Annotated in this window: 14 protein-coding genes; 9 read left to right on the top strand and 5 right to left on the bottom strand. The window is 69.2% G+C overall.

All coding sequences use genetic code 11. The features are described from left to right. From NSQ78_RS21730 to NSQ78_RS21710, 5 genes are read right to left on the bottom strand one after another with little or no spacing between them, the layout of a single operon-like run. On the bottom strand, positions 1-312 hold the full coding sequence (locus tag NSQ78_RS21730) for an STAS domain-containing protein (protein WP_049468361.1): 312 nt from the start codon (positions 310-312) through the stop codon (positions 1-3). After that, a complete protein-coding gene (locus tag NSQ78_RS21725) occupies positions 302-964 on the bottom strand; it encodes an ABC transporter substrate-binding protein (RefSeq protein ID WP_049468359.1) in 663 nt (220 codons plus the stop codon). The genes NSQ78_RS21730 and NSQ78_RS21725 overlap by 11 nt, the downstream gene beginning before the upstream one ends. Beyond that, complete coding sequence (mlaD, locus tag NSQ78_RS21720) at positions 961-1,485, bottom strand: outer membrane lipid asymmetry maintenance protein MlaD (RefSeq protein WP_049468358.1); 525 nt, start codon at positions 1,483-1,485, stop codon at positions 961-963. The genes NSQ78_RS21725 and mlaD overlap by 4 nt, the downstream gene beginning before the upstream one ends. A gap of 59 nt (positions 1,486-1,544) precedes the next feature. Then, complete coding sequence (locus NSQ78_RS21715) at positions 1,545-2,294, bottom strand: MlaE family lipid ABC transporter permease subunit (protein ID WP_005414955.1); 750 nt, start codon at positions 2,292-2,294, stop codon at positions 1,545-1,547. After that, on the bottom strand, positions 2,294-3,082 hold the full coding sequence (locus NSQ78_RS21710) for an ATP-binding cassette domain-containing protein (RefSeq protein WP_049468356.1): 789 nt from the start codon (positions 3,080-3,082) through the stop codon (positions 2,294-2,296). Before NSQ78_RS21710 ends, NSQ78_RS21715 begins: the two co-directional genes overlap by 1 nt. 189 nt (positions 3,083-3,271) lie before the next feature. Between NSQ78_RS21710 and recC the strand changes: the two genes are divergently transcribed. From recC to NSQ78_RS21665, 9 genes are all read left to right on the top strand, one after another. Continuing rightward, entirely contained in the window at positions 3,272-6,616 is a 3,345-nt protein-coding gene (gene recC, locus NSQ78_RS21705; protein WP_064239565.1) for an exodeoxyribonuclease V subunit gamma, read from the top strand. Beyond that, on the top strand, positions 6,613-10,293 hold the full coding sequence (gene recB, locus NSQ78_RS21700; RefSeq protein WP_064239564.1) for an exodeoxyribonuclease V subunit beta: 3,681 nt from the start codon (positions 6,613-6,615) through the stop codon (positions 10,291-10,293). The genes recC and recB overlap by 4 nt, the downstream gene beginning before the upstream one ends. Beyond that, on the top strand, positions 10,290-12,179 hold the full coding sequence (recD, locus tag NSQ78_RS21695) for an exodeoxyribonuclease V subunit alpha (RefSeq protein WP_064239563.1): 1,890 nt from the start codon (positions 10,290-10,292) through the stop codon (positions 12,177-12,179). Before recB ends, recD begins: the two co-directional genes overlap by 4 nt. A gap of 500 nt (positions 12,180-12,679) precedes the next feature. Further along, entirely contained in the window at positions 12,680-13,099 is a 420-nt protein-coding gene (locus NSQ78_RS21690) for an AraC family transcriptional regulator (protein ID WP_162272199.1), read from the top strand. Positions 13,100-13,215: 116 nt separating this feature from the next. Next, on the top strand, positions 13,216-13,722 hold the full coding sequence (locus NSQ78_RS21685; RefSeq protein WP_188238370.1) for a DUF2589 domain-containing protein: 507 nt from the start codon (positions 13,216-13,218) through the stop codon (positions 13,720-13,722). A gap of 84 nt (positions 13,723-13,806) precedes the next feature. Continuing rightward, entirely contained in the window at positions 13,807-14,445 is a 639-nt protein-coding gene (locus NSQ78_RS21680; RefSeq protein ID WP_064239560.1) for a DUF2589 domain-containing protein, read from the top strand. Between the two features lie 81 nt (positions 14,446-14,526). Next, on the top strand, positions 14,527-14,784 hold the full coding sequence (locus tag NSQ78_RS21675) for a hypothetical protein (RefSeq protein WP_064239559.1): 258 nt from the start codon (positions 14,527-14,529) through the stop codon (positions 14,782-14,784). Next, complete coding sequence (locus NSQ78_RS21670; protein ID WP_064239558.1) at positions 14,781-15,236, top strand: hypothetical protein; 456 nt, start codon at positions 14,781-14,783, stop codon at positions 15,234-15,236. Before NSQ78_RS21675 ends, NSQ78_RS21670 begins: the two co-directional genes overlap by 4 nt. A 2-nt stretch (positions 15,237-15,238) precedes the next feature. Next, the gene (locus tag NSQ78_RS21665; protein ID WP_064239557.1) at positions 15,239-15,430 is read left to right on the top strand and encodes a hypothetical protein; all 192 of its coding nucleotides are present in this window, start codon (positions 15,239-15,241) and stop codon (positions 15,428-15,430) included. The last annotated feature ends 30 nt before the right edge of the window (positions 15,431-15,460 follow it).

The following is a 15,460-nucleotide window of genomic DNA, read 5'->3' as shown; positions in this document are numbered from 1 at the left end:
TCAGCTCGCAGCAGAAGTAGCGTTGAAATCCAGGTCGGGCGACAGCCGGTAGGCTGCGCTCAGCTCGTTGTAGCCGGCCGGCGCGCCGGCAATTGCCAGCAGGTGGCCCGCCTTGCGCGCACGGGCCGCCAGTTCGGCCAGCAGGGCCAGGCCGGCGCTGTCCACGCGCTCCACCTCACCCAGCTCCAGCCGTGCCAGCTTGGCCGGCAGGGCCTGCAGCTGCGGCCACAGCGCGATCACCGCGGCACGGTCGAGCACCCCGCGCAGGCGCAGGGTGTCGCCTTCCAGCAGCGCCAGTGCGTTACTTGCCATTGCCCGCGGGCCCGGCCTGCATGCTGCCGCTGTGCAGTTCGCTGGCCACCTGCTTGATGCCCTTCTGGCGCAGCGGAGTATCGAACTGGTTGCGGAAGGTCTGCACGTAGGAGATGCCTTCGATGTTGACGTCGAAGATCTTCCACTGGCCGTTGACGTTGCGCATCCAGTACTCGACCGGGGTCGGTTCGCTGCCGGCGCGCACCAGTTCGGTGCTCACGCGCACGCCGCGGTTGCCCGGCAGCGGGCTCTCACCCTTCAGGCGGAAGCTCGGCTTGCCCTGGATGTTGAGCAGGGTCGAGCCGTAGCGCTGCATCAGGCTGTCGGCCATGGCATCGGCAAACAGCTTGATGTCCGCGTCAGAAGCACCGCGGGCGTGCGGGCCCAGCACCAGGCGCGCGGCATAGTCGCGGTCGAAGGTGCGGTTCAGCTCGCTGTCGATGTAGCTGCGCAGGCTGGCGGGGTTGCTGCCGAACTCGCTCCGGCGCTGCTGCAGGGTGTTGAGGATGCGCGTGCTGGCATCGATCACCACCTTGCCGGCCTGGCCCTGCGTCGCAGCGGCAGCGGGGGCGGCGGCCTGGGCCTGGGCGAAGAACGGCGTGGCCAGCAGCAGCGCCGAGGCGAGCAGGGCCGGGATCAGTTTCGTTTTCATGGTTGCGGTTCCGTTGCAGGCGCCTGCGCGCCATCGTTGGGCTTCTGAGCAGCGCCGCCACCGGCGCCGCCACTGAACATGTACTTGCCAACCAGCTGGATCAGGTCCACCGCCGGCTGGGTGAAGACGATCTCGTCGCCAGCCTTCAGCACGTCCGGGTCACCGCCCGGCTGAAGACCGATATAGCTCTCGCCAAGCAAACCACTGGTGAAGATGCCGGCCGAGGTATCTGCCGGCAGGTCCTTGACCTTGCTGTCCATGCGCAGGGTCACGATGGATTCGAACTTCACCGGATCCAGGTCGATCGCGGCGACCTGGCCCACGGTGACACCGCCGATCTTCACCGGCGCCTGCTTGCGCAGCTGCCCGACCTGGGAGAAGCGCGCCTTCAGCTCGTAGCCCTGGCTGCCCCAGCTCCAGCGCTGGTTGGTCGAGGCCACGGCCAGCACCAGCAGCGAGGCCAGGGCCAGCAGCAGGAAGGCGCCGACGGAAAATTCGAGTCTGGGACCGCGGATGGCCATGTGGAATACCTGATCGAGTCGTGGTGGCCGCGCGCGCCTGCGCACCGCCGGTGGAGGGGTTAGGTGAACAACATTGCCGACAGCACGAAGTTGAACATCAGTACCAGCAGCGAGGCGTTGACCACCGCACGGGTGGTGGCCACCGAGGTGCCCTCGATGGTCGGCTCGGCATGGAAACCGACGTAGGCGGCCACCAGCGCGGCGGTGCCGCCGAAGATCGCCGACTTCAGCATCGCCACGCCGAAGTCGTCCCAGAAATCGACGCTGTTGCGCAGCGCCGACCAGAACACGCCATTGTCCAGGCCCAGCACGTGCACGGCCTCGAAGTAGCTGGCACTGATCGCCAGCGAGCAGAAGATGCCGGTCAGCAGCGGCACGGTCAGCACCGCCGCCCAGAAGCGCGGTGCCACGGCCTTGGCCACCGGGTCGATGGCCATCAGCTCCAGCGCCTTGATCTGGTCGGTGGCGCGCATCAGGCCCAGTTCGGCGGCGATCGAGCTGCCGGCGCGGCCGATGAACAGCAGCGCGGTCAGCACCGGTGCCAGTTCGCGGTACAGCGACAGGCCGAGCAGGGTCGACAGCGCGTCGGCCGCACCGAAGGTGGTCAGCGTGCGGTAGCCCTGCAGGGTCAGCACCAGGCCGACGAAGGCGCCACCGACGGCGATGATCGGCAGCGAGCGCGCGCCGATCTTGTAGATCTCGCGGGTCAGCTCGGCCAGGAAATCACGGGTCGGCAACGAACCACGCAGCACGGTCAGCGAGAACAGGCCGGCGCGGCCCAGCGAGCGGGTGGCTTGGACGAACGGCATCAGGCGACCCTCGCGCGCGGCGCGGCATCGAACGGGATGGGGCCATCGGGCTGGCCGTGCAGGAACTGCCGCAGCAGCGGGTCCTGGCTGGACTGCAGCGCCTCGGGCGTGCCCTGGAACACGATGCCGCCGTTGGCGATCGCGATCACCTGGTCGCAGATCGGCAGGGTCTCGTGCACGTGGTGGCTGACGATGATGCTGGTCAGGCCCAGGCTGTGGTTGAGGCGCTGGATCAGGCTCATGATCACGCCGGAGGCGATCGGGTCCAGCCCGGTCAGCGGCTCGTCGTAGATCATCAGCGGCGGGTCCAGCGCCAGCGCGCGCGCCAGCGCCACGCGGCGTGCCATGCCACCGGACAGCTCGCGCGGCCAGGCATCGGCAGCGGCCAGCAGGCCCACCGCATGCAGCTTCATTTCCACCAGCCGGCGCAGCACGGCGGCCGGCAGGCGGGTATGGGTACGCAGCGGCAGCGCGACGTTCTCGGCGACGGTCAGGTCGGTCAGCAGGCCATTGCCCTGCAGCAGCACCCCCACGCTCTTGCGCATTTCCAGCAGTGCGCCGCTGTCCTGCGGGATCGGCTTGCCGAACAGGGTGACCTCGCCGGCGACCGGGCGCAGTTCACCGGTCAGTGCCGCCAACAGGGTCGACTTGCCGCTGCCCGATGGGCCCAGCACCGCAGTGATGCTGCCCTTGGGCACCTGCAGCGACACGTCACGCAGGATCGTGCGCCCGCTCCGGTCGATGCGGACGTTGGATAACTGCACCAGACTGGACGTGGAAGCCGACATGGGCACCATTAACGTTTTTTAGACATCGAAGGATCGGGCCCGTCGGCTGAACATAAGCAGACTGGACGGTCCAGTATTGTGGCACGGCAAGGCCCCTGCCAGGCCGGGACAATCGGCCGGCAGCGCGGAACAATCCGTACCGGCGATGAGCCAGCCATTGAATACGGCCTGCTCTGCTGCACACTGTGCATGATGAGTGACCCGGGCAGCGATTTCCGCCTCTACCATTCCAATTCCCTGGACGTGCTGGCTGCGCTGCTGGCGCGCAACGTGCGTACGCCGGTTCCGGGCCAGCCGTTGCTGACGCCGGACGTGGTGCTGATCCCACAGGTGGCGATGCGGCGTTGGCTGCAAGCGACACTTGCTGCCGAATATGGCGTTGCCGCCAACCTTGAGTTCCTGACCCCGGGCGAGTTCGTGGCCCGTGCACTGAACGCCAATGTGCCGGGGGAACGCGACGACCTCGACGCGGCCGGCCTGCACTGGAAGCTGTACCAGGCACTGCGCGACCCGGCGTTGCTGGCGCAGCCAGCAATGCGCGCGCTGCAGTCCTATCTTGCCGGTGGCGACGCGCTGAAGCCCTGGGCACTGGCCGGCGAACTGGCCTCGGTGTTCGAGAAGTACCAGGCCTGGCGGCGTGACTGGCTGCTGCGCTGGGAGGCCGGCGCCGACCCGGCCGATCCGCAGGCCATCCTGTGGCGCACCATTGCCGGTGGCCACGACTATCGTGCGCGGCGCATCCAGGCCTATCTCGATCGTTTCGAGGGCGCTGGCCAGCCGCTGCCGGAAGGCCTGCCGCGGCGCATGTCGGCGTTCGCGACGCTCAACATTTCGCCCGACGTGCTGCGGGTGATGGCCACCCAGGCGCGGGTGGGCGAACTGCATTTCTACATGCCCACGCCCGTGCAGTCGTACTGGGGCGACCTGCAGACCCTGGCCGAGCGCCTGCGCAGTGGCGCGCCGGATCCCTTCGGCGAAGCAGCCGGCGAGAACCGGCTGCTGGAAGCCTGGGGAGCGGCCGGGCGCGATTTCATGGCGGTGCTGGGCAGCTACGAGGTGGTGCACCCGGCCGGCGAGATTGCCGCGTATTCGGATCCGGAGGACGACACCCGCCCAACCCTGGACGAAGGCGGCCTGTCCGACAGCCTGCTGCATCGCCTGCAGCGCGATCTTTTCCACCGCCGTGCGCTGCCCTCGGGCGAGCTGCGCGACGGGCTGCGCAGCGACGATCCCAGCCTGCAGGTGCATGCCTGCCATACCCGCCTGCGCGAACTGCAGGTGCTGCACGACCAGCTGCGCAGCCTGCTGCAGGACCCGCGCTTCGACCCGCCGCTGCAGGCGCGGGAGATCGCCGTGCTTGCACCGGACATCGACCCCTATGTGCCGTATCTGGAAGCGGTGTTCGGCGGCCGTGGCGGCGAGGACGAGCACATTCCCTATGCACTGGCCGACAGCAGCCCGCTCGCCGGCGAGCCGCTGGCCGACGTGTTCGTGCACCTGCTGGGCCTGCCGGTCTCGCGCTTCGGCCTGAACGAAGTGCTGGACCTGCTGGCCAGCGCCCCATTGGCCGAAGCGGCGGGCCTGGAAGCGGTGGACTTCGACCGCCTGCATGGCTGGCTGCAGCAGGCCGGCGCACGCTGGGGCCTGGATGCGAAGCACCGCAACCAGCACCAGGCGCCGGCCGACGATGCCTACACCTGGCAGTTCGCGCTGGACCGGCTGGTGCTGGGCCATGCCACCGGCAGCGAGGCCGATGTGGCCGGCGTGGCGCCGTGGATCGAACTGGAAGGCGGTGCGCTGGAAGCGCTTGACCGGCTGCTGCGCCTGTTGCGCGTGCTGGCGATCTATCAGCGCCGCCTGGGTGAGCTGCTGACGCCGGCGCAATGGCGGCAACGGCTGCTGTCGTTGCTGGATGCGCTGCTGCCGACTGCGCCCAGCTCGCCCAACAGCCAGCGTGCCCTGGAACGCCTGCGCAAGCTGCTAAACCAGTTCGCCGACGATGCGGCCAAGGCCGGCTTCGACGAAGGCGTGCCGCCGGAGGTGGTGCGCGCGCACTTCGCCGCCGTGCTGGGCGAGGCCGATACGCGCGCGCCGTTGTTGACCGGTGGCATTAGCTTCGGCCGCATGGTGCCGATGCGGCTGCTGCCGTTCCGGGTGATCTGCGTGCTGGGCCTCAATGACGGCGACTTCCCCCGGCGTGACCCCGCCGCCGGTCTCAACCAGCTCACCGCCGAGCTGGACACGCCGCGCCGCCGACCGGGCGACCGCTCCACCCGCGAAGACGACCGCTTCCTGTTCCTGCAGCTGTTCGCGGCCGCGCAGGAGGTGTTCTACCTCAGCTACCTGGGCGCCGATCCGCGCGATGGCAGCGTGCGTGAGCCGTCGGTGCTGGTCAGTGAACTGATCGATGCCGCCGCGGCGTATCACCTCGACCCGCCTGCGGCCGCCCGCGACTTCACCGTGCGCCATGCCCTGCAGCCGTTCTCACCGGCCGCTTTCGGCGATGGCGATCCGCGTCGCTTCAGCTATCGGCGGCAGTGGCACCCGGCGGCCGGGCGCCTCAGCGGCCAGCGGGGCGACCTGCAGCCGTGGTTCGATGCACCGTTGCCGCCGCCGCTCGACGATGCGGTGGAAGACGACGTCGCGCTGGATACCCTGCGTCGTTTCCTGTGCGATCCGGCCGGGCAGTTCCTCGCACAGTCGCTGGGCCTGCGCCTGGCCGACGACGTCGAGGAAGTCGATGACCTGGAACCGCTGGTGCTGTCTTCGCGCGGCCCGGAGAAGCGCAGCGTGCAGGCGGCGGTGGTGCGTGCCACGCTCAGCGGCGATACCGAGCCGTTGTACCCGCGGCTGCGCGCGCGTGGCCTGTTGCCGTCGGGTCCATTGGGCGAGCGCCAGTTCGACACCGAACAGCTGAAGACCCGCCCGTATGCCAGCGCGCTGCTGGGCTGGATGCAGGGCGAACCGCTGGAAAGCCGCCGCTACGAGGTAGAGATCGACGGCGTGCGCCTGCATGGCCGCGTGGCCGATCGGCATCCCGCAGGGCTGGTGCGCCTGCGCGCCGGCCCGCTCAATGGCAATGCGGTGATCCGCCAGGGCCTGGACTGGCTGCTGGCCAACGCGGCTGGCGACGCCCTGCCGCTGGTGCAGTTCTACGATGGCGGCGACAACGGCCCGGGCCCGCACGTGCTGCCGGCACTGAATGTTCCCGCAGCACGTGCGGCCTTGCGCGCGCTGCTGCAGCTGCGCCGGCGCGGCCTGCGCGAACCGCTGCGCTTTGCCCCGTATACCGGCTGGGTGCTGTACACCACGGCAGGTGAGAAGCAGCGCAGCGAAGGCTGGAAGCAGTGGCACGGCAGTGACCGCACGTGGGGCGAATCGCGCAGCGACGCCTGGCAGCTGCTGCTGCGCGGTGCCGACCCCTTCGCCACCGACGCGGGCTACGCCGACCTGCTGCGCAACAGCCAGGTGGTCTTCAGCGCCGTGCGCGAAGGCCGCGCGCTTGCCGCCGCCAGCCAGGAGGGCAGCGGATGAATACCTCCATGGCAGACGAAGGACTTCAGCGCATGGCTGGCGATCCCTACCTGGCCCTGCCGCTGGACGGCATCCGCCTGATCGAAGCCAGCGCCGGCACCGGCAAGACCTTCACCCTGGCGACGTTGTTCACCCGCCTGGTGGTGGAGCAGGGCCTGCGCATCGGCCAGATCCTGGCGGTCACCTTCACCGATGCCGCCACCCAGGAGCTGCGCAAGCGCATCCGCGAGCGCCTGGCGCTGGCTGCGCGCCTGGTCGATCTGGAACCGGCCGAGGGCGAAGCGCCGGACGTGCGGCTGACCCGCGAGGTGCTGCAGCGCCACCTGCGGAGTGGCAGCGAGAGCCCGGCCGCGCTGAAGCGCCGGCTGCAGGTGGCGGCCGACGAGATCGATCTGGCCGCGATCTTCACCATCCACGGTTTCTGCACCCGCGTGCTGCGTGAGCACGCGCTGGAAAGCGGCCACACGTTCGATCCACCGGAGCTGCTGGCCAGCGACCGCGAGCTGCTGGAAGAGCTTGCGGCCGACCTGTGGCGCGTGCATGCCAACGATCCGGCCACGCTGGAGCCGCTGACCTGGCTCTGGTCCAACCCGGACGCGCTGGCGGCCGACCTGCGCGCGCTGCTGGGCGCGCCGCCGCTGCACCCGTTGCCACAGGCAGTGACGCTGGCCGACCCGCAGGCCGCCCTGCAGCACGCGGCGGCAGTGCTGTCCGCGAGCGTGCGCGAGCACGGCGAGCAGTTCTTCATCGATCTCTGCGATGCGGTCGACAACAAGTGGATCAACGGCGTGTCCTACAAGCTGGGCTGGTTGCACCCGCTGGGCCGGCAGCTGCTGGCCTGGGCCGAGCGCGACGATCCCCGCGAACTGCTGGCCAGCGAACGCCTGCCGGCACTGCTGCCGGACGTGCTGGCCGACAAGACCAACAAGAAGTTTGCCGATCGGACACCGTCGTCGCCCTTGCAGGCACCGTTGGCGCGTTATGTCGCGCTGCTGGCCGAACGCGATGCCTGGCTGCGGGACAGCGCGCTGGCCTTCCTGCACCGCCTGCGCGAAGAAGCCGCGCAGCGCCTGCAGGCGCTGAAGCGAACGCGCCGGGTTCAGACCTACGACGACCTGATCGATGGCGTGGCCGCAGCCCTGGAAGGCCCGCAGCGGCTGGCGCTGGTCAGGCAGCTGCGCGCGCAGTACCGCATCGCGCTGGTCGACGAGTTCCAGGATACCGACGATCGCCAGTGGGGCATCTTCCACAGCGTGTTCGGCGATTCGCCGGAGGTGCACGAACTCGGCCTGGCGCCGGCGCTGTTCCTGATCGGCGACCCGAAGCAGGCGATCTACGGCTTCCGCGGCGGTGATGTCCACACTTACCTGAAGGCCAAGCAGGCCGCGCAGCAGGCGCCGGTGCTGGACCAGAACTTCCGCTCGCGACCGGCCGTGCTGCGTGCGCTGCAGGCGCTGTACGACAACGGTGGCGACGACGCCTTCCTCGAACCCGGCATCCAGTTCGAGCCGGTGCGTCCCGGCGGCGTGCGCACCGATTCGGACTACCTGCGCCACGGCGATGCTGCGGTGGCGCTGACCCTGCGCGTGCCGCGCAGCGGGTCCGACAAGGCGATGAGTGCCGACGCCTCGCGCGACGCTGCGACGCGGGCGTGCGTGGCCGCGATCCACCAGACCCTGGTCGATGCGCGCGCCGGCAAGGCGCTGCTGCGCGGGCGGCCGGTACAGCCGGGCGACATGGCCGTGCTGGTGCGTTCGCACCGTGAGGCCACCCTGGTGCAGCGCGCGCTGGCGGCGGTCGGCATTCCTGCGGTGGCGGCCGGCAAGCAGAGCCTGTTCGCCACCAGCGAAGCGCGCGATTTGCGTGCGTTGCTGCTGGCACTGCTGCAACCGGCCGACGAGGGCCGCCTGCGCGCGGCGTTGGCCACCGTGCTGCTCGGCCAGCGGGCCAGCGCGATCGCGGCGATGGAGCGCGAGGGCGACCTGCAACGCGGGTTCCAGGCGCAGCTGCTGCACTGGCGTGAGCGCTGGCAGCGCGGCGGCCCCTTCGCGGTGATTGCCGATGTCTGTGCCGCACAGGGCGAACGCCTGCTGGCGCTGATTGACGGTGAGCGCCGCCTGACCAACTACCTGCAGTTGGGCGAACTGTTGCAGGAGGCCTCGGCGCAGGCGTTGGGCATGCATGGCCTGCTGGACTGGCTGCAGGGCCAGATGGCCAGCGCCGACCAGGATGACGAGCAGCAGCTGCTGCGCCTGGAATCGGATGCACGCCGCGTACAGATCATCACCCTGCACAAGAGCAAGGGCCTGGAGTATCCGCTGGTGTACCTGCCCTTCGTCGGCATCGACGGCGGTGCACCGAACACCGCGTCGCACTGCACCGTGCACGTCGATGGTCAGCGCCAGCTGCACTGGAAGCTGGGCAAGGACGACGCCTGGGAAGCGGCCAGCAGCCAGCGCGAGCGCGAGCAGCGCGCCGAGGATGCGCGCCTGCTGTACGTCGGCCTGACCCGCGCCGAGCACGCGCTGTGGATCGCCGTGGGCGATCTGGCCCGGCTGCGAAAGACCCGGCTGGCACCGCTGCTGGGCGACCTGCAGGTGCTGCGCTCGCATCCCGACGTGCACATCGACGACAGCGAGGTCCCGGCCACGCTGCCGCAGCTGGCGGCTGAAGTGGAAGGCGATCTTCCGGCAGTGCGGGCACTGACCCGGCGCGTGCCGCACGACTGGTGGGTATACAGCTTCACCCAGCTGGCGCATGCCGATGCTGGCGCTGGCGGTGATATCGAAGCGGCGGCCACCGAGCTGCCGGCGCCCGCCGCCGACGAACCCGCGGGCGCGGAACTGCCGCTGGAACCGGCACTGCCGGACCCGGCCGTCGCCGCCGAGGACAGCACGCCTGTGGACCCGCGCTTCATGGGCAGCCGCTTCGGCAACGTGCTGCATGAGGCCATGGAGAACGTTGACTTCGCCGCATGGGCCGGCTGGCAACCCGGCCTGCCGGCGCCGGAAGGCCAGGCCGAGGTGCTGCGCAAGGCGCTGCACGACGAGGGCTACGCCGATGCCGATCTTGAGGAGGGCGTGGCCGTGCTGGTGCCCCTGGTCGGCCACACGCTCACCGTGCCGCTGCCCGAAGGCGGAGCCCTGCACAGCCTTGGCGAAGGCGAGCGCCGTGCGGAGATCGATTTCCATTTCGCCATCGAACCCACCACGGTGCCGGCGCTGCTGCAGGTGCTGCATGCACACGGCGTTTCCAGTGGCCGGCGCGGCTTCGGCCAACGCCGCCGCCTGGAAGGGCTGATGACCGGCATGATCGACCTGACCTACGTGCGCGATGGTCGCTGGTATGTGCTCGACTACAAGTCCAATCGCCTGCCCGGCTACAGTCCGGACCTGCTGGCCATCGCCATGCGCCACAGCGAGTACGACCTGCAGGCGCTGATCTATACCGTGGCGCTGCACCGCTGGCTGCGCTTCCGGCTGGGCGCGGCCTACGACTACGAGCGCGACATGGGCGGCATCCGTTACCTGTTCTGCCGTGGCCTGGACGGCACCGGCAACGGCGTGCACGTGGATCGCTTCCCGTTCGCGCTGGTGGATGCGCTGGATGCGCTGTTCGCCGGTGGCGGGCAGGCCCAGGCCGAACTGGCCGCACGTGCGCGGGGGGGCAGCGCATGAGCCTGCTGCACGAGCTGTATCGCAACGGCCAGCTGCGCACGCTCGATCACGCACTGGCGACCAGCCTGCAACGCTTGCGGGCGGATACCCCTGACAGCGTGGCAGTGGCGGCCGCGCTGGCCTCGCTGGCGGTGTCGCAGGGCCATGCCGGGTTTGATCCGGCACAGCCGCAGCGGTTGCTGGACGGCGTGCCCGAATGGCCTGCCGCGCAGGACTGGCTGGCACAGTTGCGAGCATCACCGTGGGTAGCGACGCCGCAGCAGGCCGATGCCATCGCCGAGGACGCGCCGCTGGTGCTGGAAAACGGTCTGCTCTACCTGCGCCGCTACCGGGAGTACGAGCGGCAGCTGGCGGCCGGGCTGCAGCGCATCGGCCGGCATCCGCTGCCGCCGCCGGACATGGCCGCGCTGGCACCGCTGTTCGCGCAGCTGTTCCCGCAGGCATTGGGCGGCGAGGACCACCAGGCACGCGCAGCCGGCGTGACCCTGCGCCATCCGCTGGCGCTGGTCACCGGCGGCCCCGGCACCGGCAAGACCACCACCATCGCACGCCTGTTGCTGCTGCTGGCGGCGCAGGCCCGGCATGCCGGCCAACCGCTGCCCGAGGTGGCGTTGGCCGCGCCGACCGGGCGCGCCGCCGAACGCATGGCCGAGAGCCTGCGGCTGGCCGTGCAGCGCCTGCAGGAGCACGGCGTGGACCCGGCGCTGTGCGCAGCACTGCCCAGTACCGGCACCACCCTGCATCGCCTGCTTGGCGTGATCCCGGATTCGCCGCGCTTCCGCCACCACGCCGACAATCCGCTGCCGGTGGACGTGGTGGTGGTCGACGAAGCGTCGATGATCGATCTGCCGATGATGGCCAAGCTGGTTGACGCGGTCGCCAGCGGCACGCGGCTGATCCTGCTCGGCGATCCCGACCAGCTGCCGTCGGTGGAAGCCGGCGACGTGCTCAGTGCGATCCTGCGTGCCAGCGGTGATGGCATCGGCACCCGCGCCGATGACGCGCAGGCGCTGCGTGGATTGCTGGCGCCGTCCACGCTGCAGCCCCAGGCCGAACCGCGCGCCTTCGCCGGCCGCCGCGTGCAGCTGCAACGTGGGTACCGGCAGAGCGATGCACTGGTGCTGGCCCCGTTGGCAGACGCCGTGCGCGAGGGTGAGGCCGGCGCCGCCTTGCAGCTGCTGCGCGGCGGTGAACTGGCCGGCGTGCATTTCCACGAAGGAGAGGCGGACCCGCTGCGCGGCCAGCGCGAGCACCTGCTGGGCCATTGGCGTGCGTTGGCCGACGCCGCCGATCCGGTGCTTGCCCTGCAGCAGGCCGGGCGACTGCGCGTGCTGACCGCGCTGCGCGAAGGCCCGCAGGGCGCGCGTGGCCTCAACAGCCGTATCGAGCAGCTGCTGGCGGGCAACACCCCGGGCTACTTCCAGGGCCGCCTGCTGCTGGTGACCGAGAACAGCTACCGGCACCGCCTGTTCAACGGCGATATCGGCATCTGCCTGCGCGACAGCAGCGGCGCGATGGTCGCCTGGTTCCCCGGCGACACCGTCGAGCAGCCGCGCGCCTTCCACCCCGCAGCACTGCCCGCGCACGAAAGCGCCTTTGCGATGACCGTGCACAAGGCACAGGGCTCGGAGTTCGATGAAGTGTGGTTGCAGCTGCCACGCCAGGACAGCCGCGTGCTGTCGCGCGAACTGGTCTACACCGGCCTGACCCGTGCTCGCCAGCGCCTTCACGTTGCCGCCAGTGAGGCGGTGCTGAAGGTGGCGCTGGCACGCCATGCCGGTAGGCTGGGCGGGTTGGCATGGCGGTTGGGTGCCATCGACGCAGGTGAGACCGATACCGCGTTTTCAACAGTGCAGGACATACCGGCACAGGGCCAGTTGTTCTGATCGAGCTGAAGTCGTGATGACAAAGCCAACTGCGGTGCAGACCTCGTGAACACAGTGAGGCGCATCACAATCGCCCGGCGTCGGGGACGCCGCTAATCCAGCAGGAGCGGTGCGCTGCCGATACGACAGCGCACTGCAACGTCCTGCCAAACATCTGCAACGTGATGCCAAATCCGCGCAGACGCCGCCGGTTACACCGGTAGCAGGATGCTGCGGTGTCGTTCCCGACTTTCCGCAGCGGGGGATCCTGAGCCATCGCCACCGTCATGCCGGCAGCACTGCCGGCGGTCTGCGGGCGGGATCCGTTGATGCATCGGACCGGCATTTCAGCAGAAGGAGGTGGCACGGCTATGGAGTTTTTCCAGCGAAGTCTCGACTTCATCCCCCCACACAGTGGACCTTTGCCCGAAGGCGCCGATGGCCATGACGACGGTGATGGGCCGCGTCTGGCATGGAGTCTGGCCCTGTTCTCGCGCATGCACCACTGCAGCTGCGCTGAGATGGACGCCGCTTCAGCCGACGACGCCTGGGATGCGCTGCTGGCGCGCACGCGCATCCGACCGCATGGCACCGCTGCGGCGCGGCTGGTTGAACGTGCGCGGCACTGGATCGAGCGGCATGCCGATGATGAAACGCTGTCGGTGGACCAGCTGGCGTCGGCCCTGAACATGTCGCGCACCAGCCTGCACCGCAAGCTGGTGGCCAGTATTGGCCACCCACCGGGTGAACTGATCCGGCTGGTGCGCCTGCAGCTTGCGCGGCGCCTGCTGTGCGAAGGCGAAGGCAATGTATCGGATGTGGCCTACGCGGTGGGCTTTGTCAGCCTGTCCGGCTTCAGCCGCGCTTACCGGCACCACTACGGCGAACCGCCGTCGAGCATGCGCGGCAACCCGCCGCGCACGCCTGCAACCCGGCGCTAAGCCGCTGCAACACCACGCCGGATGGCCGCATTGCCGTCCGGCTATCAATGACCGCGTGGCACCGGGCACATCGCCGCCCCGCGGCAGGCATACCCATCACCAGGAGCGCAGGCGACATGAGCGGCACCATGACTTTCCACAGTTTGATCGAAGCACTGGCCGGGGCCGTCATCGAGGCCCAGGACAGCATCGAGATGCATCAGCTTTCAAACCTGCGCGACTTCTTCGATGAAGACAACCGGCCCAGGAGCGTCACCATCCGCCTCCCCTCGCAGCACCCCCAGGCCGAGGAAGGTGATGAAGACCTCTACCGCGCTCCGCTGTTGCCCCTGGTCTCCACCAACAACCTGCGCATCCGGGAAGTGGAGATCAGTTTCGACGCGGACCTGGCGGACCTGGGAGCCGAGGATCCGGATGTGCCTGCGCCGGGCGCAGCGGATGCCTGGGAGTCGCCGCGGCCGGCGGCGCGACACGTAGGACTGGACACCGGCCGCGGCAAGGGCGTGGGCAACGTACACGTGCAGCTGCGCGTGGAAGGAACCGAGCCGACCGATGGCGCGGCCCGGTTGATGAACCACCTGGCGCAAAGCCAGGGGGTCTTCAAGACCATCAAGGCAACCTGATCCACCCCGGCTGTTGCACCCCCGCGTATGCCCCGCGCCGCATCCGGCGGCCGGCGGCACGCCAACCCACAGGAGTAACGCGCAATGAGCGAATTGGTCAATATCTCCAGCCAGTTCAAGGGCCTGCCGATGAGCGATCTCATCGGTGGTCCGTTGACGGCCGCCTGCGATTCACAGATCAAGCTGGCCCAAGCCACCGCCAGCTTCATCCGCTCTGTCGGCTTCCTGCCGCCGGACCCCGCCAACGCCGATCCCAACGCGGTCGGTGCCACCCGCACCGCGCTGTTCCGCTTCAAGCGCCCTGTCGACAACCTCGATCCGGCGACCAAGGCGGCCCAGCCCTTCGCCGAAGAAGAAGTGGAACTGGAAGTGCCACTGCTGGCCATCGTCAAGGTGCCGAACCTGAGCATCCAGAAGGTCGACATCAATTTCGAGATGGAAGTGAAGTCCTCGTTCTCGGCCAAGGAATCCAGTGACTACTCGGCCAGTCTGCAGGCCGAGATGAAGGTCGGCTGGGGAATCTTCTCGGCCAAGGTGAACATCCAGGGCTCGGTGGCCTCGCACAAGGAAAATGCCCGCAGCTCGGACAACTCGGCCAAGTACACCGTGTCGGTGCTGGCCGAGGATACCGGCATGCCTGAAGGACTGGCCCGGGTGATGGACATCCTGCAGACCGCCACCGCACCGCGCAAGGTCAGCGCACCGGTGCCGGTGGCGGCGTAAGCCGGTCCATCGCATCGCAGCACGGACCGCCGCGCCGGCCTGGCGTGGCGGTTCCGGTCATCCAACGCAGGGGAGCGCTTCATGTTCGATCTCAACGACGTAAAGTTCGTCAGACGGATTGTGGTGGGTAGCAACAACCCGACACAGATGCTGACCGACGATGATCTGGCCCAGGCCCAGTCATTGCTCAACCGCTGCCTGAGCGACACGCCCAAGGGAGCGATCCTGGGCATCGAGCGCAGCTTCACCATCCTGCAGATCGGCGAGCACCAGGTGGTGCTGCAGTGGCTGGCCTACCACGTCGGCTTCCCGCGGCGGCCGGTGTGGATGAGCGAGTGAACCATGGTACCGGCAGGCGGGGCCATGCCGACCCGCACCTGGACGACCTGATCGCGACCCTGGCCCGCGCCCTGGCGCGTACGCGCCAGTCCTGCGCACAAGCCCACCTGCAACGCCTGCAGGCACGCCTGTATCGCGGGCAGGCCCTGTGCGTGCAGCATTGGCAGGACGGACGCTGGCAGGCGATGGACGTGCCGCTGCATGAACTGGTCGCGCCTGGGCGCATTCTGGCGTCCACGCTGGAAGTGCAGATTGACTGCGACGTGGAGGAAGCCGAGCCAGACCAGGACGGGCAGCCGCCGGCACTGGCCCTGCTGCCCACCCACCGTGACGCGCCGCACCGGCTGACCATCGTGCTGTACGGCGGCAACCCGCTGCGCGGCGAACTGCTGCTGGATGGCCAGCTGCTGAGGCCCCTGCTGATCGATCCCATCACTGGCCGGGAGGCATGACCATGGCCCGACGCGCGCGCCTGCGCCTGTGGTTGTCCGATGAAGATGCACGCCAGGTCCGGCTCTGGCTGGCCCCGGTGCTGGCGCAGCGCCGCCAACAGGCGGCCGAACGCCGCCGCCGCCGCCGGCGTCAGCTGCTCACCACGCTGTGGTTGCTGGTGTTCGCCATCGCCTTGTTGAACCGCCATCTCTGAGCGGCTGTGGCCGCCCCAATGACAGGAGAT

This window comes from Stenotrophomonas sp. FSL W7-1447, assembly GCF_037966425.1.
GTDB classification, from domain to species: Bacteria; Pseudomonadota; Gammaproteobacteria; order Xanthomonadales; family Xanthomonadaceae; genus Stenotrophomonas; species Stenotrophomonas pavanii.
Note: the sequence above shows the minus strand (reverse complement) of the source record. Positions and strands in the feature narration are given on the sequence as shown.